Annotated in this window: 22 protein-coding genes, 1 tRNA gene and 3 pseudogenes; 14 read left to right on the forward strand and 12 right to left on the reverse strand. The window is 68.8% G+C overall.

Annotated features, from left to right (window positions below; genetic code table 11):
• Nucleotides 1-12 precede the first annotated feature (12 nt).
• Both N0A24_11545 and N0A24_11550 read left to right on the forward strand, forming a co-directional pair.
• Nucleotides 13-528: pseudogene (locus N0A24_11545) on the forward strand (helicase).
• 191 nt (nt 529-719) lie between these two features.
• Nucleotides 720-1,133 (forward strand): hypothetical protein, encoded by a 414-nt coding sequence (locus tag N0A24_11550; GenBank protein MCS7173981.1) that lies wholly within the window; start codon nt 720-722, stop codon nt 1,131-1,133.
• Nucleotides 1,134-2,043: 910 nt separating this feature from the next.
• Here N0A24_11550 and N0A24_11555 read toward each other — a convergent pair.
• Nucleotides 2,044-2,535: a thermonuclease family protein gene (locus tag N0A24_11555; GenBank protein ID MCS7173982.1), complete on the reverse strand. Its 492-nt coding sequence runs from the start codon at nt 2,533-2,535 to the stop codon at nt 2,044-2,046.
• A 390-nt stretch (nt 2,536-2,925) separates the two neighbouring features.
• Here N0A24_11555 and N0A24_11560 point away from each other — a divergent pair, with 390 nt between their 5' ends.
• The 3 genes from N0A24_11560 to N0A24_11570 all read left to right on the forward strand — a co-directional run bounded on the left by N0A24_11560 (nt 2,926) and on the right by N0A24_11570 (nt 3,920).
• Nucleotides 2,926-3,135, forward strand: a complete 210-nt coding sequence (locus N0A24_11560; GenBank protein MCS7173983.1) for a helix-turn-helix domain-containing protein — start codon at nt 2,926-2,928, stop codon at nt 3,133-3,135.
• A 75-nt stretch (nt 3,136-3,210) separates the two neighbouring features.
• Nucleotides 3,211-3,699, forward strand: a complete 489-nt coding sequence (locus N0A24_11565) for a hypothetical protein (protein ID MCS7173984.1) — start codon at nt 3,211-3,213, stop codon at nt 3,697-3,699.
• A complete protein-coding gene (locus tag N0A24_11570; protein MCS7173985.1) occupies nt 3,597-3,920 on the forward strand; it encodes a tyrosine-type recombinase/integrase in 324 nt (107 codons plus the stop codon). Before N0A24_11565 ends, N0A24_11570 begins: the two co-directional genes overlap by 103 nt.
• A gap of 88 nt (nt 3,921-4,008) precedes the next feature.
• Here the strand turns inward: N0A24_11570 and N0A24_11575 are convergent.
• Nucleotides 4,009-4,084: transfer RNA gene (locus tag N0A24_11575), tRNA-Lys, on the reverse strand.
• A gap of 110 nt (nt 4,085-4,194) precedes the next feature.
• Here N0A24_11575 and N0A24_11580 point away from each other — a divergent pair.
• Nucleotides 4,195-5,103, forward strand: coding sequence for a TIGR01777 family oxidoreductase (locus N0A24_11580; protein MCS7173986.1), 909 nt, complete (start codon nt 4,195-4,197; stop codon nt 5,101-5,103).
• A gap of 71 nt (nt 5,104-5,174) precedes the next feature.
• On the opposite strand, the gene N0A24_11585 is transcribed toward N0A24_11580, so the two are convergent.
• The 4 genes from N0A24_11585 to N0A24_11600 all read right to left on the reverse strand — a co-directional run bounded on the left by N0A24_11585 (nt 5,175) and on the right by N0A24_11600 (nt 7,190).
• The gene (locus tag N0A24_11585) at nt 5,175-5,342 is read right to left on the reverse strand and encodes a hypothetical protein (protein MCS7173987.1); all 168 of its coding nucleotides are present in this window, start codon (nt 5,340-5,342) and stop codon (nt 5,175-5,177) included.
• A 459-nt stretch (nt 5,343-5,801) separates the two neighbouring features.
• On the reverse strand, nt 5,802-6,239 hold the full coding sequence (locus N0A24_11590) for a zf-HC2 domain-containing protein (GenBank protein MCS7173988.1): 438 nt from the start codon (nt 6,237-6,239) through the stop codon (nt 5,802-5,804).
• Nucleotides 6,240-6,395: 156 nt separating this feature from the next.
• Nucleotides 6,396-6,809, reverse strand: a complete 414-nt coding sequence (locus N0A24_11595) for a sigma-70 family RNA polymerase sigma factor (protein MCS7173989.1) — start codon at nt 6,807-6,809, stop codon at nt 6,396-6,398.
• A 3-nt stretch (nt 6,810-6,812) separates the two neighbouring features.
• Nucleotides 6,813-7,190, reverse strand: a complete 378-nt coding sequence (locus N0A24_11600) for a DUF5666 domain-containing protein (GenBank protein MCS7173990.1) — start codon at nt 7,188-7,190, stop codon at nt 6,813-6,815.
• Between the two features lie 118 nt (nt 7,191-7,308).
• Between N0A24_11600 and tatA the strand changes: the two genes are divergently transcribed.
• A complete protein-coding gene (gene tatA, locus N0A24_11605; protein MCS7173991.1) occupies nt 7,309-7,485 on the forward strand; it encodes a twin-arginine translocase TatA/TatE family subunit in 177 nt (58 codons plus the stop codon).
• Here tatA and N0A24_11610 read toward each other — a convergent pair.
• A complete protein-coding gene (locus tag N0A24_11610) occupies nt 7,458-8,771 on the reverse strand; it encodes a nitrate/sulfonate/bicarbonate ABC transporter ATP-binding protein (GenBank protein MCS7173992.1) in 1,314 nt (437 codons plus the stop codon). The genes tatA and N0A24_11610 overlap by 28 nt on opposite strands.
• 12 nt (nt 8,772-8,783) lie before the next feature.
• Entirely contained in the window at nt 8,784-10,505 is a 1,722-nt protein-coding gene (locus N0A24_11615) for an ABC transporter permease subunit (protein ID MCS7173993.1), read from the reverse strand.
• A 529-nt stretch (nt 10,506-11,034) separates the two neighbouring features.
• Between N0A24_11615 and N0A24_11620 the strand changes: the two genes are divergently transcribed.
• Both N0A24_11620 and N0A24_11625 read left to right on the forward strand, forming a co-directional pair.
• Nucleotides 11,035-11,385 (forward strand): AI-2E family transporter, encoded by a 351-nt coding sequence (locus N0A24_11620; GenBank protein MCS7173994.1) that lies wholly within the window; start codon nt 11,035-11,037, stop codon nt 11,383-11,385.
• A gap of 56 nt (nt 11,386-11,441) precedes the next feature.
• A pseudogene (locus N0A24_11625) lies at nt 11,442-11,576 on the forward strand (hypothetical protein).
• Nucleotides 11,577-11,876: 300 nt separating this feature from the next.
• Here the strand turns inward: N0A24_11625 and N0A24_11630 are convergent.
• Complete coding sequence (locus tag N0A24_11630) at nt 11,877-12,356, reverse strand: DinB family protein (GenBank protein ID MCS7173995.1); 480 nt, start codon at nt 12,354-12,356, stop codon at nt 11,877-11,879.
• Between the two features lie 144 nt (nt 12,357-12,500).
• Between N0A24_11630 and N0A24_11635 the strand changes: the two genes are divergently transcribed.
• From N0A24_11635 to N0A24_11655, 5 genes and pseudogenes are all read left to right on the forward strand, one after another.
• Nucleotides 12,501-12,875: a CBS domain-containing protein gene (locus N0A24_11635; GenBank protein ID MCS7173996.1), complete on the forward strand. Its 375-nt coding sequence runs from the start codon at nt 12,501-12,503 to the stop codon at nt 12,873-12,875.
• A gap of 205 nt (nt 12,876-13,080) precedes the next feature.
• Nucleotides 13,081-13,164, forward strand: a pseudogene (locus tag N0A24_11640) (hypothetical protein).
• 174 nt (nt 13,165-13,338) lie between these two features.
• Entirely contained in the window at nt 13,339-13,731 is a 393-nt protein-coding gene (locus tag N0A24_11645; protein ID MCS7173997.1) for a CBS domain-containing protein, read from the forward strand.
• Complete coding sequence (locus N0A24_11650) at nt 13,676-16,429, forward strand: GNAT family N-acetyltransferase (GenBank protein ID MCS7173998.1); 2,754 nt, start codon at nt 13,676-13,678, stop codon at nt 16,427-16,429. Before N0A24_11645 ends, N0A24_11650 begins: the two co-directional genes overlap by 56 nt.
• Nucleotides 16,430-16,493: 64 nt before the next feature.
• On the forward strand, nt 16,494-17,183 hold the full coding sequence (locus tag N0A24_11655; protein MCS7173999.1) for a CBS domain-containing protein: 690 nt from the start codon (nt 16,494-16,496) through the stop codon (nt 17,181-17,183).
• Between the two features lie 12 nt (nt 17,184-17,195).
• Here N0A24_11655 and N0A24_11660 read toward each other — a convergent pair whose 3' ends face one another.
• From N0A24_11660 to N0A24_11670, 3 genes are all read right to left on the reverse strand, one after another.
• Nucleotides 17,196-17,876 (reverse strand): CBS domain-containing protein, encoded by a 681-nt coding sequence (locus N0A24_11660; protein ID MCS7174000.1) that lies wholly within the window; start codon nt 17,874-17,876, stop codon nt 17,196-17,198.
• 76 nt (nt 17,877-17,952) lie between these two features.
• Nucleotides 17,953-18,876: a universal stress protein gene (locus N0A24_11665; GenBank protein ID MCS7174001.1), complete on the reverse strand. Its 924-nt coding sequence runs from the start codon at nt 18,874-18,876 to the stop codon at nt 17,953-17,955.
• Nucleotides 18,877-18,892: 16 nt separating this feature from the next.
• Nucleotides 18,893-20,041: a GAF domain-containing sensor histidine kinase gene (locus tag N0A24_11670; GenBank protein ID MCS7174002.1), complete on the reverse strand. Its 1,149-nt coding sequence runs from the start codon at nt 20,039-20,041 to the stop codon at nt 18,893-18,895.
• Nucleotides 20,042-20,314 lie beyond the last annotated feature (273 nt).

Raw genomic sequence — 20,314 nt, forward strand, 5'->3', positions numbered from 1 at the left:
CGCGTGGGCGTCATGGACGCCGGCGCCATTGTCCGCTTCCGCAACCGCGACTGGGTGCTGCTGCCGGGGGACCAGCCAGACGTCGTCCTGCTGCGGCCGCTCACCGGGACCAGCGAAGACGTAGTGGCGGTCCACCGCCGCCTGGCCGACCTGGTGGCGTACACCTTACCGGCAGAGCGCCTGTCCCCCTCGACCTTCCCCCTGCCTAGCGCGGAGTCCGTAGCGGACGCCCAGAGCGTCCACCTCCTGTGGCAGTCTGCCCGGCTGCTGCTGCGGGAGGGTGCCACGCCGTTCCGCTGCCTGGGCCGGATCTCGGTCCGGCCCCGGACCTACCAGCTGGTCCCCCTCATGATGGCACTGCGGCTGGAGCCCGTGCGTCTGCTCATCGCGGACGACGTAGGGGTAGGCAAGACCATCGAGGCGGGGCTGGTGGTCCGGGAGCTGTGGGAGCTCGGGGAGGTCCGCCGGGTCGCGGTCCTCTGCCCGCCGTACCTGTGCGACCAGTGGCAGAAGGAGCTGGTCGAGAAGGTTGAACCTGGACACTGGGCGATGCGCTGCTCGTGATGGACTCGGGCCTGGTCAGGGGAGGCATAGCAGGCAAGGTGCAAATTAGCGCTTATCACGAAGCCGGATACGCCGACCAGCCCATCTCGTGGCCGAATTTAAGTCGGCTGAGAATGACCATGACCGTGCGCCAGTGTCGCGTTGCGATCACACCCATGATCATCGTCCTGGTGCTGACTGTGGCGGCTGCCCAGGCACAGACGCCGGAGCTTCTGCTTTTCGGCGGACGAGATCACAGGGTCTTCCTTGGTTGCCTGAATTGTGGCAGGTTCGATCCGGATTCGGTCTGCAACAGGTTCGGCGAGTACGGGTCTCGCTTCAGTTCGAGGAGCATTTGGAACCGCTTTGGTGACTACGGCTCTCGATTCAGCCCTTACAGCCCCTGGAATAGGTTGGCGTTGTATCCACCCGTAATCGTTGATCGTCAGGGTAACTTCTACGGCTACTTCACGTCGAATCGCTTCCATCCTAATCGAACCACGATCAGGTTCTTCCTTATTTTCCTCGACAATGTAGATGAGGTGTACGAAGACTTGGAGCGTGCCCGTAATCTCTTTTGCAATCAGTGAGCCTAGCCTAACAACGGCATCCAGCGGACGGCGCTGCTCGCCGCCGCTGATTCTGAACGTTAGACAGCCAGTCCTGTGTCGAGAATAGGAGCGGCCGCGAGACTGTGAGCCTGGCGATGGACAAAGGACGGAACCTTCTCGCCCCTCCTGAGGGTGACAGCTACCATTAGGCGGCGTGTAACCTCCTCCGGTTCAACGCATAAGATCCTTTGGCTCGCGGACGTGCGCAAACCGCTCGCCCTTCCTGACCGACGAGCCGGACGATTTGGATGGGCTCTGGCTGGGAGCTCGCAAGAAGCGCATGCCTGCGCGGCCGCTGGTGCCGCCGGTCGTTGTGGACTGAGTTTGTGCCGAGGAGCTGGACCAGCCGGAGAGGGAGCCCGAACTGCTGCGTGAGATCACGGTGATCGTCAACGGGCAAGTGCCGGAGCCCGACGGATCCGAGGACCCCGAGAGCACCATCGTCGAGGAGGTCCCGGGGCGGCTCCGGCTGGCGGATCACCCGGAGGTCGAGTAGGCCTCTCGAGTATGTCGTCGAGAAGTGGGAGCCGTGGGCGCGGGAGATGCGGCGATGGCGGGAGGTGCAAAAGGTTTACGAAATGCTTGACTTCATGGGGCGGGGGCTCGGAGAAGCCGAGGAGCGGTACGAGCTCGTGCTTACGATCGGGTTTCTGCAGCGGCGTGATCCGACTGGCACGGACGTCGCCTGCCACGTTCTACTGGCGCCTGCGGAAATTACGTTCGACGCGGCACGAGGCATGCTCGCCGTTGCGCCTGCCGCCTGGTCCAGTGGTTTCCGCGTCGAGCTCGACATGCTGGAGCTCCAGGACCGCCCTGAGACTGAATTCCCACACCCTCAGGGTCGAGGAAGGATGTCTCGAGTTCCCTGCAGAGGGGTGACAGCGCTGGCCTAGGGTCGCAGGCCTGTCTGGGAGGGGGTGAGGGGCCCACAGGCCTGCGGCCCGGTCGCGTGCCTGGCGCTGGGCGGCCACCAGGCGGTCGGTGTACCGGACGTTGGGGGGACTGTGAGGAGGACGGCCCAGCCGTCACGGAGGAGCCGCTCGTTGAGGAGGGTTCCGTCCGGGAGCCAGAGGTAGGCGAGCAGCCGGCCGTAGCGGTCACGGGTCTGGACGTCGAGCTCGAGGAAGACGGTAGACCCCGGAGGGGCGAGCCGGCCCGCCGCAGCCCGACTGAGTTCACCTAGGCGGAGGATCTCCTGGAGGCTCCGGCCCAGCTGTCCGGCCTGTCTGGCGGCGCGGTGGTTGGGAGAGGTCTCTGGGGCGTCGAGCCCGATGAGGCGGACGGTCTCCGTGCGGGGCCCGACCTGCAGCCGGACAGTGGCGGGCGTGCGGGCCGCGAGGGCGGGGGCAGCCAGGAGGAGGGCGAGTGGGAGGAGGAGCACAGTGGCAACCTGCCTGAGGGCCGGTAGGGGCAACGGCCGTGGGCTCAGACCAGTGTGCTGTCCAGACCTAGCGTCCTCCCCGCTGACGGGTCTTCGGACGGTGGGGCCGGCAGCCAGCCGAGGCACAACTAGACCTTCTGCCTGCACTGCCCTCGGGCCTCCCTCTCTGCGGTGAGACTGTGGGGCCCGGTGGGATCTGGGATGCGAAAACTCGTGCGTGTCTTCCGGAGAGTGGAGGGCGGATTCCCGCCGTAAGAGGCGTCGGAAGCGCACGAGGAGCCGTTTGTGCCGGTTGTACCGGGTCATACCGCACTGCTGGCGGGCGGACGACGCTTAAATGTCTTGACAACGAGACTAAATCCCCATACCCTTGGGGTGGAGGGAGGATCGATGAAGGGGCTGCTGACGCTGGCCCGGGCTGCGGGACGGCTGGGGGTCCACCCCGACTGGCTCCGCAAGCTGGTGCGCCGGGGCCGTCTGCGGGCGGTGGACATCGGGACTCCGGCGAGGCCCTTCTACCTGCTTCCGGAGGCGGAGGTCAGGCGGTACCAGCGGGAGATCCAGGGCAGGCGCGGTCGGCCGTCCAAGCGGGGGAGGTGAACAGGAGTGCCTGGGTACGTGCGCCGGAGGGGTCGGAATTCGTGGGAGGTGACGGTCAGCGCAGGTAGAGACCCCGTGACCGGGCGGCGGGTCCGGGTCTTCCGGTCTGCCCGGGGCACCCGCAAGGACGCGGAGCGGGAGCTGGCGAGGCTGTGGCTGGAGGCGACCAAAGGGGCCTTGGTGGACCTTGGCCGCGTCACCGTCGAAGAGTGGCTGAGGTCCTGGTTGGACGTCAAGCGGGTCCTCCACGCGGCCCTGGAGGACGCGGTCCGCCAGCAGGTGGTCGGCCGGAACGTCTGCGACGCGGTGAGGCCCCCGAAGACCCCTGCCCGGGAACTCCGGGTACTCGACCGGGACGAGCTGCTCCGGCTCCTCCGGGAGGCGGAGGGCACCCGAATGTACGTGCCCGTCCTGCTGGCGTCCCTGTGCGGCCTCCGGAGGGGCGAGGTGCTGGCCCTCAGGTGCGGCTCGGAGAGGCCTGGACCGACCACGGGCTGGTCTGCCCCGGGGAGAACGGGGCTCCCTGGTGGCCCAATAACTTCCAGCGGGCCTTCTCGGCCCTGACCCGCCGGGTGGGGGTCGAGGGGCTGACCTTCCACGTCCTCCGCCACACCCACGCCAGCCACCTGATCCGGGCCGGGGTGGACCTCCGGACCGTGGCCGCCCGGTTGGGCCACGCGACCCCGACCCTGACGCTGAACACCTACGGACACCTGATCCCGGGGGCCCAGGAGGAGGCCGTCAGCTGGCTGGAGGAGCACCTCCACGGGGCCGCCCGGTCGTAGGTGTCGGCAATTTGTCGGCAAAACCGCGTCGCGCGAGCTATACCCCAGGGGAGTACTCGTCTGGAACGCCATTCTGGGGAGGGTTTGGTGGTGGGCCGTGAGGGACTCGAACCCCCGACGCCCGGGTTAAAAGCCCGGCGCTCTACCCACTGAGCTAACGGCCCTTCCCGCAGGCATTGTACGGCAGGAGAGGGAGGTACACCAAGCGGCTCTCCGGAGGGGCTGGTAAGATCGGGGTTGCGGGGTGGACGCCGAGGAGCAGGCGGATCCAGGTATGCGCATCGCCATCACGGGGGCTTCGGGACTGCTGGGGACAGCCCTCGCGCAACGCTTTCGAGCCGCGGGGCACGAGGTAGTACCCGTGGGCCGCGATCCGGAGATCAGCGCCCGGAGCGGTGTGTTCTGGGATCCCCCCCGAAAGATGCTCGAGGCGGAGCGGCTGGAGGGGGTGGAAGTAGTGGTGAACCTGGCCGGTGCCCGCATCGCACCCGCCCGCTGGACTCCTGCCTACCGGGCCCTCATCCGCACGAGTCGGGTGGAGGCCACCCGGTTCCTGTGCGAGACCCTCGCACGCCTCGCGCGCAAGCCGCGGGTGCTGCTCTCGGCCTCCGCGGTGGGCTACTACGGAAACCGGGACCCGCAGCAGGAACTGGACGAATCTAGCCCGCCCGGGGAGGGGTTTCTCGCGCGCCTCTGCGTGGAGTGGGAGGCGGCCACAGAACCCGCCCGATCCGCGGGGATCCGCACGGTCCTGCTGCGCACGGGCACGGTGCTGACCCTGCGCGGTGGATTCCTGCCTCCGTTGGTGCGGCTCTTCCGCGTGGGGCTTGGAGGTCGACTGGGAAGGGGGGATCAGGTCCTGAGCTGGATCGCGCTCGTGGACTACGTGCGGGCCGTGGAGTTCCTACTGCAACGGCAAGACCTCCACGGGCCCGTCAACCTCACCGCTCCAAAGCCAGTGACCAACGCGGAGTTCACCGCGACCCTCGCCCGGATCCTGCGCCGCCCCGCTCCCTTCCGGATACCCGCCTTCGCCCTGCGGCTCGCCTTCGGTCGGGAGCTCGCGGAGGAGGTCTTCCTGGCCGGGCAGCGGGTGGTCCCACGGCGGCTGTGGGAAGCCGGCTTCCGGTTCGACCTCCCGGAGCTGGAGGGCGCGTTGCGGGCCGTTCTGGCTGAGCGCTAAAGCATCGCCGTTGCCGCCTGGCCCGATGGGGAGGGAATTCGGCGGAGGGGAGAAGCCAGGGCCGGGCGGGGCTAAATGGGAAGACCCAGGGACCGCAGCCAGGCCAGGAGGTGGTCCATGATCCGTGGCCCCGGATCCACACCGGTCACCTCCGCCACGCGCAGCAGCGTCTCCACCGTCACATCTCCCGTGGCGGTTACCAGCCATCCGTCCCGCGACCAGTGCACCGCCGTCCGCATTCCGGAGCGCTGCACCCACATGGGTGAGTTCCAGACGGAGGGTGGGGCGCCCCAGCACCTGCCCCGGAAGGGCCCGCATCCGGTAGTTCTGCCGGAGCCAGGTGAGATGCTCCCTTACGGGGAACGCTTCCCACCGGGGTAAAAAGGAGCGCCGGGCAAGGCCGCGGCGGGGATCGTAAGTGATCTGGACCTCCCCCCTCTGGAGGATCACCACTTGGCCCCTCGCCCCCACCGGACGATAGAGAAAGCGGGTCCATGCCGCCGGATCCCGCTCCACCTGCACCACCAGGGTACGCGCCCGCCCACCTTCCCGGGTGGCGAGGACCTGCCTCCCGGAGTAGGCCGCCTGATCCCTAGCCCGCAGCAGGTCCTGCAGCCGGCCGATGAGATCTGTGGCCCCAGCCGATGCGGCCAGAAGCAACGTGGTGGTGGCGGGGAGGAGGATGCGGCCGATGGCGTTCATGGCTCCTCGGGCGGCAGCTGGGGCAGCAAACCCGCGAGGAAGGCGTTCAGTGCCCCATCCACCATGGGATGGGTGAGGGTGATCCGGGCGTGGTGCCGGAGGTAGGCGGTTCGCTCGAGCCGGGAAGAGGCGAAGGGCGGGGGGAGGTACAGGAGGAGCGCGGCGGCACAGGCGGTCAGGAACGCCAGGAGGAGGCGACGCGCGCGATCCCTTTGAGTACCCCTCTCCTCCAGCCGCCGGAGGGCGTGGGCCAGGGACTCGGGGCGCGGGTGAGGCTGTGGTACCCGACGGAGTAGGGCCCGTACGGCCAGAAGGTCCTCCACCACCTGGAGGCAGGAAGCGCAGGCTGCGAGGTGGGCTGCGATCCGGGTTGCCTCCTCCACGGGGAGAACCCCGTCCGCATAAGCGCTCAGCAGGTCCTCCGGATGCCTCATCTCCCTTTCCCCGTCGGAGGGCGTCCACGTATGGCCGCAGCCGCTCCCGGAGAGCAAGCCGCCCCCGGTGCAGCCGGGAGCGCACGGTTCCCAAGGGACACCGCAGCACCTCTGCCGCCTCCTCGTACGAGTAGCCCAGCAGATCCACCAGCACCACTACACTCCGATACTCCGGGGAGAGAGCATTGAGCGCCGGCTGAACCGGACCGTCCAGGGCGGCCTCCACCCGCGCCTCCGGATCGGACCAGCTCCCCGCCACCAGGGAAGCAGCGGGGAGCTGGTCCAGGGAGGACAGGGACTGTCGCCGCAGGCGGCGGTAAGCATCCACGAAGGGTGGTAGACGATGCGCAGAAACCACCGGTCGAACCGGGTACCAGGCCGGAACCGGTGGAAGGCCCGGAGGGCCTCTTCTGCAGCCTGCTGGAGCACCTCCTCTGCTTGGTCGGTGTCTCCACACAGCCGATAGGCGAACCGGTAGGCGCGGGGCCAGTGCTCCGCGAGGAGTCGGCTGAACTGCGAGGTTGCCTCCTCCCGCGTCCCCGTGTGCTCCACCGCGCCTTCCAGGTTCATGGCCTACTCTAGGATGGTGACCTGGGCCGCCCGGTAGGTCACCCTCTTCCCCGACCGCAGGACGCTGCCGAGAACCCGCACGGTCTCCCCGGCCTTGAGCGCGGCGGGGCTTGCGGCCTTCCCCGCCCGGGTGAACTTGGTCCGGGAGGTATACTGGATCCGCAGCCGCGCGCCCTTCTGAAGGTTCCCCTGCCGTACTTCCGTCACCGAGAGGGAAAACCCGCTTTTCGAGACCGCGGACACCTTCCCCTCGACCTCGAACGAGGCCGCCGGTCTTGGGCTAGCGGGCTTCGTCTGGGGAGCACCCGCGGCTGTCCATCCGAGCGGGGCAAGGGTCAGGGCCAGGAAGACACTCGCGAGCAGTGCGATCCAGGTCCGCATGGCTCTCCCTCCTTTGGGATGGTTTCACCCTACAAGCGCGCCCCCGCATTCCGAAGTTCCCGGAGGGTTTGGAACCGATTCGGGCCTGCGGTACGCTTAAGGTAAGGAGGGGTGTGTGATGGGACTCGGGAGCATTGGAACAGGAGAGCTCCTGATCATCTTCCTGATCGCCCTGCTGATCTTCGGGCCCGCGCGCCTGGCGGACCTCGGCAGTTCGCTGGGGAAGGCCATCCGGGACTTCCGGCGGGGCCTGCAGGAGCCGGACGATCACGAGACCAGGTCCGACTCCAGGTAGAACTCCCCTGTGGTCTCGTCGTAAGCAAACGCCTCCGCGTATCGGCCCCAGTCGGTGAGCACTCCCAGTTGGCGGCGGGACTCCTCAGCGCTGAAGTGCCGCTCCAGGAGGTCCAGGAAGAACTCCGCGGACATGCGGGGCGGTCGGCGGTGCCGGAGGACCTCCAGAATCTCCTGGGCGGTACGCACCCGGCTGAGGAAGGCTTTGCGGAACACCTCCTTTTTGGCCTGCACGGAGGCCTCCGCCAGGGCCCTCCCCTCCTCCGTAAGCACCAGATCTCCATCCTGAGAGCTCAGAAACCCCAGAAGCTCCGCGGCTTCCACCGCGGGCAGCAGATCCTCGATGTCCATCTGCAGCTCCGCGGCCAGCTCAGGAAGATCCACCCGGCCGTCCGCGTCGTGCACCAGCTCCACGAGCCCCGTGATGAGCCCTACGGGTGCCGGAGGGAGCCGGGGGATGAGGGGGCGGGCGTGCACCAGCCGCCGCTGGCGGTCCCCGGCCAGCAGCTCGTACACCTCGTCCACCCGCTGCCGGAACTCCGGGGCTTCCCGGTCCCGCCAGTGGGGGAGCTCGGGTCGCACCTCCCCCAGGATGCGGGCCGGGGTCGTGCTCAGGACCACCACCCGGTCGCTGAGGAAGACGGCCTCCTCGATGTTGTGGGTGACGAGGACCATGGCCCGGGTGGGGATGCGGCGCTGCAGCCACAGCTCCAACAGGTCCGTGCGGAGGTTTTCGGCGGTGAGGGCGTCCAGGGCGGAGAACGGCTCGTCCATCAGCAGCACGTCCGGCCCCACCACCAGAGCCCGGGCGAAGGCCACCCGCTGCCGCATTCCCCCTGAGAGCTCCTTGGGATAGGCGGACTCGAACCCATCGAGCCCGATGAGGTCGATGGCCGCAAGCGCCCGCCTCCGCCGCTCCGCGGGAGGAACACCCCTGGCCCGCAGCCCCAGCTCCACGTTCTCCAGCACCGTCATCCACGGGAAGAGGGCGAAGGTCTGGAAGACCATGGCGATCCCGGGATGAGGACCCCGTACCACCTCCCCCTGATAGCGCACCTCGCCCTGCGTGGGCCTGAGCAGACCTGCCAGAACCCGCAGGAGGGTGGACTTGCCGCAGCCGCTCGGCCCCACCAGGGCCAGGATCTCCATGTCCCGGAGGGTCAGGGAGATGCGGTCCAGCACCACGATCTGTCCCTCGGGCCGCTCGAAGGCCACGGTGACCTCCCGGGCCTCCAGCAGGACCGCGGGTGGGGCGAGCAGGGGAGGGAGGGGGTTGGGGTGCTGCATGGATCGTTCTCCTCACACGTGGTAGCGGGTCTCCGCGAGGTACACGAACCGCCGCCAGACCAACCGGTTCAGCCCCACCACCACCGCGGCCATGACCACCGTGGAGGCCGCCAGCAGCGGCATATCGCCCTGCGCGGCCGCGGAGGCGATGAGGGCCCCAAGCCCCGTGGTCTGCAGGGTTCGACCTCCGAAGGTGACGAACTCCGAGACGATGCTGGCGTTCCAGGCCCCGCCCTGGGCCGAAAGCCCCCCGGTGATGAGGTACGGGAAGAGGGCGGGCAGGCAGAACGTCCGCCACCACAGCCACCTCCGAATCTGCAGCACCTGCGCAGCCTCCAGGAGGTCCCGGGGCAGGGCGGTGGTGCCGGCGATCACGTTGAACAGCAGGTACCACTGAGTGCCGAGCAACATGAGGGCCACGGAGGCCACCTCCAGCCCCCCGCCGAGCCTCACGAGGAGGAGGAGCATCACCGGAAACAGCGCGGTGGCCGGCACGGAGGCGGCCATCTGCACGAGGGGCTGGACGAGGCGGGCGACTCGGGGTCGGAGACCCACGGCCACGCCCGCGGGGATGGTCCACATGGCGGCGAGGGAAAGGGCGATGAGCACCCGCAGGCCGGTGGCGACGGTTCCGAGTACGATGTCCCGCCATCCCTCCGGCGGAACCCGGACCATGAGTCGTCCGAGGGAGAGGAGCCCCCATGCAGCGGTTGCCGCCAGGAGGACCGCCGCGATGGCACCGAGGGCAGGGTGCCCTGGGGAGCGACCCCTCTTGCCGGACGCTGCCCGCTCGCCCGGAAGACGCAGCGTTCGCTCCAACACCTCCCCTAAAGGCACCCACAGGTGCGCCCGGCACCACCGAACCAGCTGGGAATGCCGCAGGAGGTCCAAAAACCAGGAACGGGGCGGGAGCGGGTCTTCTGCGAGTTCCAGCTTGAACTTCTGGCTCCACGCCACCAGCGGCCGCCACACCAGCTGGTCCATGGCCACGATCACCAACAGCAGGGCTCCCAGTCCCCACCCCACCGCCCGGAGATCCCCGCGGCTGCTGGCCTCCGCGAGGTAGCTGCCGAGCCCAGGGAGGGTGAAGGAACGGTCCACCAGGGTGAAGCTCTCGCACGCCATGAGGAAGAACCATCCGCCCGCCCAGGACATCATGCTGTTCCACACCAGGCCGATGGCCGCGCAAGGAAGCTCCAAACGGGTGAACCGCTGCCACCACGACAGTCCCAGCACCCGGGCTGCCTCCAGGAGATCTTCGGGCACCGTCAGGAGGGCGTGGTAGAAGCTGAAGGCCATGTTCCACACCATCCCCGTGAAGATCAGGAGGATGCTTGCAAGCTCCAGGCCAATGATGCGGCCCGGAAAGAGGGCGATCATGGCCAGCAGGACCGCGGGGAGGAAGGAGAGCACAGGGACGGATTGCAGGACGTCCAGCACGGGGATCAGGAGGCGCTCCGCAGTGCGGTTGCGGGCCGCTATGTATCCCACGGTCAGGGTGAAGAGAAGGGAAAGCCCGTAGGCGGCGGCCACGCGCAGCAGGGAAAATCCGGCGTATCCGGGGAGGGCCTGGGGCCGCAGGTCCAGGGCCAGCGAAGGGCTCACCTGCCGCAGCTCCGTGGGAGCCAGGACCACCAGCCCCCACACTGCGCCCACTCCCACGGCCAGCACCACCAGGTCCGCGAGGCGGGGCCGTGGCAGTCGCAGGAGCCGAAGAACGGAAAGCCAGGGCATCGGTAACTCTGGGTTCGGGGAATGCGTCCTCCGCAAAAACCCTACGGCCTATTGTAGGGGCACGGGGGCCGGAAGCGGGTAGGGTGGGGTTTGATCCGGTGCAGGAATCCGTGGGAAAGTTATACAAAACGGATCCGGCCCGGGTAGAGAGCCGTGGGGGGACTACGGAACGATTGGCAGGATCGGATGGTGGTCTGGATCGTGATGGGGGGACCGCGCTGTGGAGCCTGCGCCAGGTGCGGTCTGCTGACTCTCCCCGAGTACCTGCGGCTGGCCGCTCAAGAGCTGGAGCAGCTGGAGGCGGCCTGGTTTCCCTTCCTGGTCTCCAGCGAAGGGGGAAAGGATGGGGAGGTCCTGGGCGCCTCCGTGCTCCGGGGACTGCCCGCCGCGCGGGTGCCGTCGCCAGCTGGGCCCTCCGACGGTATCTGGGGGTCTGGTGGTCCTGACCCTCATCGGGACCGCCTTGCTGTGGATGGGGCTTGTAGCAGTGGGCTTTCCCAATGCCCTCGGGTGATCCGTCCTGGTGGGGGTGGCGGAGACGGTCCCCTACCTGGGGCCCGCGTTTGGGATCTTGGCGCTCGGCAGCGTAGCCCTCACACGGGGCGTGTGGACCGCCCTGGCCGTGGTGGGGATCCTGCTCGGCGTCCGGGCGATCAACGACGTGATCGTGGCACCCCTGGTGCTGCGTAACCTCCTCCGGCTGCATCCCGTCGTCATCCTCGGCGCGATCCTGATGGGTGCGGACCTCTTCGGACCTGCAGGCGTGTTCCTGGCGGCCCCCCTCACAACCACCATCGCCATGATGCTCCAGGCCTCCGAAGCTCCGGTCGCGTGTCTTCCGCCGGAGCCCGTGAAGCTCTCCAAGGGCGGCTCTCCATGAAGCGGGGAAACGCCTGCATCCTCCTGGTTGCCGGGTTTGTGCTGGCGGTGAATTCCCCCAACAGCCTCTCGAACACCGTAAGCGTCATCGATCCCAGGACGTTCCGGGTAATCGCCACCTTTCCGGTGGGCAAGAGTCCGCAACCCGTGGTCCCCTCGTACGACCTGCGCATCCTGCGGGTGAACAACAACATCACCTGGACCTCTCCGGGGACGGAAGGTACTTCTGCCTCTCCTGCGAGTTCAGCGGGGATCTTCTCCGGGTGAGCGCCCGCTCCCGCCGAACCGCCGGCAGGATCCACGAGAGAAACCCGTATCCCGCCACACCCGCGGCGACGTCGAGGCGGAAAACACCCCCTGCCCCTGCGGTCGGATCCGGAGCAGGACGGAGGCGAGGACGCAGAAGGCCCTGAGAGATATTCTGGAACCGTGTGCCGAGGTTGGAGAGCAGATTGTCTCCCTCCTCTTTGCGCGTGCGGGAGAGGGACCCGATCAGACCGCGATCTCCTGGGTCGTGTACCACCTCCGGAGGACGGTGATCTGTCCCGCGGTGTGCGCGGCTTCCAGCAAGAGATCCGTGAGGACGTCCCGCCACGTGCCCTCTCGGCCCGGAGCCGCCCGGTCCAGGAGCGTATCATCCGCCTCCTGCACCGCTTGCGCGCACGCCTCCACCGCATGCCCCAGGCGCTTCCGGAGCTCCCCCCAGGCCCCAGGGGTGTTCGCAGGGCGCGGCCATGGGTCGGGCCCCGGGTGCGGGTGGTCCGGACGGAGCTCGTGCGCAGCCCAGGCGCACCGATATGCCAGGTGGGCCACGAGGTCTGCGATGCTGGGCTGTCCGGACACGGGGCGCCAATGGGCCTCCACGACCGTCACGTCCCCTAGCAGCCCCCACAGCCCCTCTCGCCCCTCGGGTCCCTCCCGAAGGATTCTCCGCAGGCGCTCGGCGAACCACTGCGTCTTCCGTGCTCCCATGCCTCCTCACCCCTTTCCGCCCTCCTCCCAGGATGGCGCACACACCCTCGCTGGATCCGTGCGATTGCCGTGTGCGCGGCCCATGCAGAACAGCCGCGGGCCCGATACACTGGAGAAGTCAGACCCATCTGGGGAGGGAGCAGCATGCTGGCCCGGGACATCATGACCAAGGATGTGATCACCCTGGATCCCTCCATGACCGTGGAGGAAGCCGCGGACGTCCTCATCCGGTATCGGATCCATGGGGCGCCCGTGGTGGACCGGGAGGAGAGGCTGGTGGGGATGGTGAGCCTCGTGGACCTGGTGGCGAAGTCGGGGAGCCGGGTCCGGGACATCATGACGCCGGATCCCGTCACCGCCTCGGAGGACACGCCGCTGAGCGAGCTGGCACAGCTGATGCTGGATGAGTTGGTGCGTCGGGTCCCCATTGTGCGGGGGAACCGGATAGTGGGAATCGTGAGCGCGAGCGACTTCCTGCGGGCATACCTGGAGCTGGTGGGAGAAGGGGGGGCGGAGTAGTTTCGCCCCTTGTGGAAGCGTGCATCTCAAGGCGCTCACCGAACCACCCTCCCGTGCTTACCCTAGGACCGCGGGACCCTTTTCGCCATCCATCTCCGGAAGGATTCTGGTCCGCTCCATGCCCGATCCCCTCGGGCCTACACCCTTGTGGTAGACTTAAACTACTAAGGAGCGGACGGTGCGTAGGCTGCGGGCACGGGACGTGATGACGACACCTGTCATCACCGTGGTGCCGGAGACCCCAGTCCCGGAGGTGGCGCGGGTGCTGGTGGAGCGGCACATCAGCGGCGTGCCTGTGGTGGACGAGGCAGGGAGACTCGTGGGCATCGTGACGGAGGCGGATCTCCTGCCCAAGGAGGCGGGCCCCGCGGGACTTCCCCTCACCGCCCTGCCGGGCTCGGAAGCCCCGCCGGAGGTGCGGGAGCACCTGCGCCGATACCGGGGACGGGTGGTGCGAGAGGTGATGACCCGGGAGGTGGTGACGGCCACGGAGGACACTCCGGTGCAGCAGCTGGCGGCCCTCATGCTCCGCAAGCAGGTGAACCGGGTCCCCATCGTGCGCGGAGAGCGGGTGGTGGGCATCGTGACCCGGAACGACGTGCTGCGCGCCTTCTTCCGGAAGGACGAGGAACTGGAGAGCGCGGCCCGCCAGACCCTGCGTGACCTGGACCTGGATCCCGATCGGGTCCAGGTCCAGGCGCGGGAAGGCGTTCTGGTAGTCCACGGGGAGGCAGATTCCCCGGAGCGCGTCCGGCTCGTGGAGCTGGTCTTGCGGGCCCTGGACGGGGTGGTGGACGTAGATGTCTCGGGACTGCGCATCACCTCCTCCCCTCCACGAGACGCTGAGAGTCGGTAGGTACCCCGCGCACCTGGAGACGGATCTCGTCCTGCGGGACGGGACCACGGTGCATGTGCGTCCTGCCCGGCCGGAGGATCGATCCCGGGTGCTGGAGTTCCTCCGGTCCCTGTCCGAGGAGTCGCGCCTGTACCGGTTCTTCGCGGCCCTGGGGGACGCGGCCCTGGAGGAGGAGGCCCGGCAGATGTGCGAGGTGGATTACGAGGGACGCATGGCCCTGGTGGCTACCGCGGGGCCGGAGGAGCGGGTGGTGGCGCACGGGATGTACGCTCTGCGGGCTCCGGGCCGGGCAGAGGTGGCGGTGGTGGTGGCGGATCCGTACCAGGGAAGAGGCCTGGGGACCTTGCTTCTGGGCCAGCTCGCGGAGATCGCCGCGGCCAGGGGGATCGAGGTGTTCGAGGCGGAGGTTCTCCCCGAGAACCACCGCATGATCCGAGTGCTGCGGGATCTCGGGTTCCCGGTGGAGGTGCGGGCGGGCATGGGGGAGCTCTTGGCCGCCTTCCCTACCCGGTTCACCCCGCAGGCGGTGGAGCGGTTCGAGCAGCGGGAACGCGTAGCGGCGGCGAACGCGGTCGGGGCCATCCTCCGGCCGAAAAGCGTGGCCGTGATCGGAGCCTCCCGCGACCGGCAGAGCCTTCCGGGGCGGCTGTTCTGGAACCTCCTGGAGTACGGATTTGCGGGCACCGTGTATCCCGTCAATCCCCGGACGCAGGTGGTGCAGGGAGTGCCCAGTTATCCTTCCGTGGAAGCGATCCCGGAGGCGGTGGACCTCGCGGTGGTCGCCGTGCCCGCGGAGCAGGTGGTGGAAGTGGCCCGGCAGTGCGCCCGGAAAGGGGTGCGGGCCCTGGTAGTGATCTCCGCGGGGTTCGCGGAGGTGGGGCCGGAGGGAGCCCGGCGCCAGGAGGAGCTCTTGCGGGTCTGTCGGGAGAGCGGGATGCGGCTGGTGGGGCCGAACTGTATGGGGGTGGTGAACACCCACCCGGAGGTGCGGCTTTTGGGTACCTTCGCGCCCCACCCCCCGCCGCGGGGGCACGTAGGGTTTATGTCCCAGAGCGGAGGGCTGGGTCTAGCGATCTTCGAGTACGCGGCGCGGGTAGGGTTGGGACTCAGCAGCTTCGTGTCCGTGGGGAATAAGGCGGACATCTCCGGCAACGATCTCCTCCAGTACTGGGAGGAAGATCCGGACACGCGCGTCATCCTCCTCTACCTGGAGTCCTTCGGAAACCCCCGGAAGTTCGCCCACATCGCCCGCCGGGTAGGCCGGCGAAAGCCCATCGTGGCCACGAAAAGCGGCCGCTCCCCTGCGGGGGCCCGGGCCGTGGCCTCCCACACGGGGGCCCTGGTGGCGGGATCGGATGCGGTGGTGGACGCCCTGTTCAGTCAAGCCGGGGTGATCCGCACGGATACCCTGGAGGAGATGTTCGACGTAGCCATGCTCTTGGCCCACCAGCCGCCTCCCCGGGGCCGGAACGTGGCCATCCTCACCAACGTGGGTGGTCCCGGCATCCTCTGCGCGGATGCCTGCGAGGGCCAAGGGCTGCGGGTTCCGTCCCTTTCGGAGGTCACCCAGGGGCGGCTGCGGGATCTGCTGCCGCCGTACGCGGCGACCACGAACCCCGTGGACATGACAGCCGCAGCCCGGCCGGAGCACTACCGGGAGGCCCTGCGGCTCCTCGGGGAGGAACCGGAACTCCACGCCCTCGTTGCCATCTTCATTCCGCCCGCCACCATTCCCGCCGCCGAGGTGGCGCGGGCCATCCGGGAAGGGGCAGCGGCGGTGCGAGGCCGAAAGCCGGTGCTCGCGGTGTTCATGACCCCGGACGGCATCCCTCCCGAGCTGTGGGAAGGGGAGCCTTCCCTCCCCGTATACGGGTTCCCGGAGCGGGCGGCCATTGCCCTAGCCCGGGCAGCCCGGTACGGGGAGTGGCTGGAGCGGCCGGTCCCGAAGCCTCTGGAGCTCAGAGGGATCCGGCGGGAGGAGGCCGCGGCGGAGGTGGCCCGCGCCCTCGCGGAAGGCGGGGGGTGGCTGGATCCGGAGCGGGTACGCCGGGTGCTCTCTTGCTATGGGCTTCCGGTCCTGGACCAGCGGGTGGCGGGCACACCCGAGGAGGCCGGGGAGCTGGCGGAGGCCCTTGGAGGAGAGGTGGCCCTCAAGGCCGTAGCGCCCGAAGTGGTGCACAAAAGCGAGGTGGGAGGAGTACGGCTCGGGCTGCGGGGACGGGAGGCGGTGCGGGCCGCCGCGGAGGAGATGCAGGCCCGGCTCCAGAAATCTGGGATTTCCCTTACCGGCTTTCTGGTACAGCCCATGGCTCCTCCGGGCGTGGAGATGATCGTGGGGGTGGTTCACGACCCCACCTTCGGTCCCGTGGTGGCATGCGGGGCGGGCGGGGTACTCACGGAACTGCTGCGGGACGTGGCGGTGCGGCTGGTGCCCGTCACGGAGCAGGACGCCCAGGAGATGCTGGCGCAGCTGCGCATAGCCCCCCTCCTGCACGGCTACCGCGGCATGCCTCCCCGGGACACGCAGGCCCTCGTGGACATCCTGGTGCGGGTGGGAGCCCTCGCGGATGACCTCCCGGAGATCGCGGAACTGGACCTCAATCCGGTTCTCGTACACGAATCCGGGGCCACCCTCGTGGACGCCCGGATCCGGGTGGCTCCCTACGAGCGCATCCCCCGGGTCACCCGCCGGCGCTAGCCTCCGCGGCGCCCGTGGCACCCTGCATTCGGTCGGAGAACCGATGGTGGGAGGGATTCCTGCGATGCGGACCTGGCTGGTGGCCAAGGATGTGATGACCGCCCCCGTGATCACCGTGCGGCCACAGACCACACTTCGGGAGGCGGCGGAGCTGTTCCTGCGCTACCGCATCAGCGGGGCGCCCGTGGTGGACGAGGAGGGGCGGATGGTGGGGATCGTGACGGAGGCAGACCTGCTGCGTCGGGAAGCCCAGCCCATGCCCGAAGCCAAGCGTGGGTTCCTCTCCTTCCTGTGGCAGGATCTGCGGATCCGGGCGGGCCGCACGGTGCGGGTGGAGGAGGTGATGACCCGGGAGGTGGTGACGGCTACGGAGGAAACCCCGGTGCGGGAGCTGGCGCGGCGCATGCTGCTGCGCAAAATCAACCGCATCCCCATCGTGCGGGAAGGAAAGGTGGTGGGGATCGTAACCCGGGCAGACGTGCTCAAGGCCTTCGCGCGGACGGACGAGGAGCTCGTGGCGGCGGTGCGGAGGGTCCTGGCCGAAGAACTTGGAGTAGACCTCAGCCGATTGGAGGTGCAGGCGGAAGCAGGCACCATCCGGATCCGCGGGGAGGTGGAGCGCGCCAGCGACGTGGAGCTCGTGCACCGATATGCGGCCACCGTGGACGGCGTGGTGTCCGTGGACACCGCGGAGCTCCGATACCGGGTGGAGGATCTGCGCCTGCACCCCCTTCCCGGAGACCACCCCCCCTGACGGCGGATCCCCTCAGAGGACGCGGTCGTCGAAGCGGTAGGTGAGGCGGCTTTCCACGCGGACGACGCCGTCGATGGAGGCCACCCAGCGTTCCGCGAGTTCCTTATCGGAGCGGCGTTCCACCTCGCCCTCGAGGGTGACGACTCCCTGGTGGACCTCGATGCGCAGGCGGGTGGGGTCGATCCAGAGTTCTTCGAGGAAGGCTCTCCGGACGGCTTCTTGGAGTTCGTGGTCGGGTCTGGTGAGGGCTTTGAGGACGTCCGCGCGGCTGAGGATACCCACCACTTGGTCGTTGCGGACCACTGGGAGGCGGTTGATGTGGTGGCGGGTCATGAGGGCGGCGGCCTCGCGGAGGGGGGTATCCTCGGTGATGGTGATGACGGGGGAGGTCATGAGGTCGCGGGCCAGGAGGCCCTCGGCCTTTCGCTCGGCCTCTGCGAGGTGGCCTCTGCGGAGGAGGCGCAGCAGGCCACCTTCCTCTGGGGTTTCGGGGCGTTCCTTGTAGAGCAGGTCGGCCTCGGTGAGGATGCCCACGAGTTTGCCCTGTTCGTCCACCACGGGGACGCCGCTGATGTGGTGGGTCAACAGGATGCGGGCCACCTCCTTGATGGGGGTATCGGGCTGGACGGTGACCACGGGGGAGGTCATCACGTCCCGGGCCACCAGGTGGATACGGGGTCGTGCGGTTCCCACGGGAGCACCTCCTTCCGAGAACGGTCCTGCGGTCAGGCTACCATCGGCCGGATGCCTTTGGAATCCGCGGGGATGCTCAGCGGGATCCCGCCCCGGCCCGGTGCCGCACGGTGAGCACGGGAACGGGGCTGGTGCGCACCACGTGCTCCGCCACGCTCCCGAACAGAATCCGCTCCACACCCGTTCGGCCGTGGGTGCCCATAACCACCAGGTCTGCGCTCACCTCCCGAGCCACCTCCGGGATCCGGTGGCGGGCGGTGGCGGTGCCGAAGGCGGTGTGGAGCAGTACCTCCGCGTCCTGCAGGCGCCCGGCCCGCGCCCGCAGCTCCTCCCGGGCCCGTTCCTCCGCGGCCCGGAGCACGGCCTCCACGAGCGGCTCCCCTCCCGCCCACTCCGAGAACGCGGAGAGCTCCTCGTACGTGAGCTCCACCACGTGGAGCAGGACGATCCGAGCCCCGAAGGTGCGAGCCAGGAGCTCCGCCCAGGGCAGCGCGGCATCGGAAGCCGGGGAGAAGTCCACGGGTACCAGTACTGTTCGCACCTCCGGCGTGTTCGCCACGGCTTGGCGCACGGTGAGCACGGGAACGGGGCTGTGGATCACCACGTGCTGGGCCACGCTGCCGAAGAGCAGGCGGGAGATGCCGCTACGGCCGTGGGTGCCCATGCAGATGAGGTCCGCCCTGGTTTCCGCGGCGGCCTGGAGGATGGCCTCGCGGGGCGGGCCCTCCCGCATCACGCTCCGAGCGCCGGGGAAGCGGACCTCCAACTGCTGTAGGAGCTGCCCTGCCTCCTCGCGCGCATGCTCCACAAGGCGGGTGTAGAGGTCCACCGTGACTCCCGTGGGCCCCAGAAGCAGGGCGGGGTCCAGGAAGAGAGCGTGCAGGAGGACGAGGTCTGCTCCGAAGCGCTCGCTCAGAAGATGCGCCCACCGGAGCGCGCCCTCGGAAGCGGGGGAGAAGTCCGTGGCGGCGAGGATCCTGCGGATGGCCACCCGTTCCATGGTTCCTCCCTTATGCCTATGCTCCGCCTACCGGCAGGCGTGCGAGCACCGTAGTCCCCACGCCCGGTACCGAGAGGATCTGCACCGTCCCGCCCACCAGTTCTGCCCGCTCCCGCATCCCCGCGAGCCCGAAGCTGCGGCGGTCTATCTCCTCGGGATCGAACCCCACCCCGTCGTCCCGCACCATCACCAGGAGCACGTTCCCCCGCCGGTCCAACCGTACCCGGATCTCCCGGGCTCGGGCGTGGCGCAGGACGTTGGTGAGGGCCTCCTGCACGATGCGGAAGGCCACGGTCTCCACGTCCGGGGGAAGGCGGTTCCCCAGGCCGTGGATTTCCACGTGGGCGGTGAGCCCCGCGGGGGCCACGTAGGTGTCCACGTACCATCGGACCGCAGGCCCCAGGCCCAGGTCGTCCAGCACCGCAGGCCGCAGCTCGTGCACGAGTCGGCGCAGGTCATCGAGCCCTTCCTGAGCCACCTCGTGGAGACGGTGCAGGGCGGGGGCGAGGGGATTTTCGGTAGCCTCCGCCTGGGCGGCGAGCTGGCTGAGCTGGATGATGAGGGCGGTCATGATCTGGCCCGCGTGGTCGTGCAGGTCCCGGGCGATGCGGCGGCGCTCCTCCTCCTGGGCCACCAGCAGCCGCTGCAGCAGCTCCCGCCGCACCCGCTCCTGCTCCCGCACCTGGTCAAACAGCCTCGCCCGCTGGATGGTGACTGCCAGCTCATGTCCGATGGCCTCCAGCATGTCCAGCTCCTGTTCGCTGAAGGTTCGCTCGGGTGGAAGCAGGAGGTTGAGGATCCCTACGATCTCGTCCTGGGCCACCAGCGGCACGGAGGCGTGGCGGTGCCGTTCCGGAGCGTGCGGCAGGGCCTGCTCTAGGCGGAGGCACTCGATCACGCTCACGGGTTCCACCAGCGTCCCCTCCCGCAACTGCGTGAGGCACCGGCAGTCCCCGGTCATGCGGCGCTTGCCGGCCGCCGCCAGGGGAGCGGGGAGGTTGGCGTCCGCGGCCAGGTAGAACTCCCCCGGGTTGGGGCCGTGGAGGAAGATCCAGCCCGCCTCCACGTCCAGAAGTTCCAGGATGCGACGCAGGGCCGCGTCCAAGGCCTCCCGGAGGGTATAGGAACGGTTGAGGGTCTCCGCGATGCTGCGAAAAATGGCCACTTGGCGGCCTGTTTCCACCTGGGCCTCCAGTCCCGTCCTTTCCCTTCCATGGTACCGGAGGAGGCCCTCCCCTGGGGACTAGAGGGACCCATCCGGGGTGGGACCGGGTGGGGGCGTGGCCTCGGGAGGCCCCACCGCGTGCTAGCGGGGAATGAACCGCCACGGATCTCCTGGCCAGGACTCCATGCGGGCCTGCCGGTCGTCGAAGCGGTAGGTGAGGCGGCTTTCCACGCGGACGACGCCGTCGATGGAGGCCACCCAGCGTTCCGCGAG

The organism is Armatimonadota bacterium (assembly GCA_025059775.1).
Taxonomy (GTDB): domain Bacteria; phylum Sysuimicrobiota; class Sysuimicrobiia; order Sysuimicrobiales; family Sysuimicrobiaceae; genus Sysuimicrobium.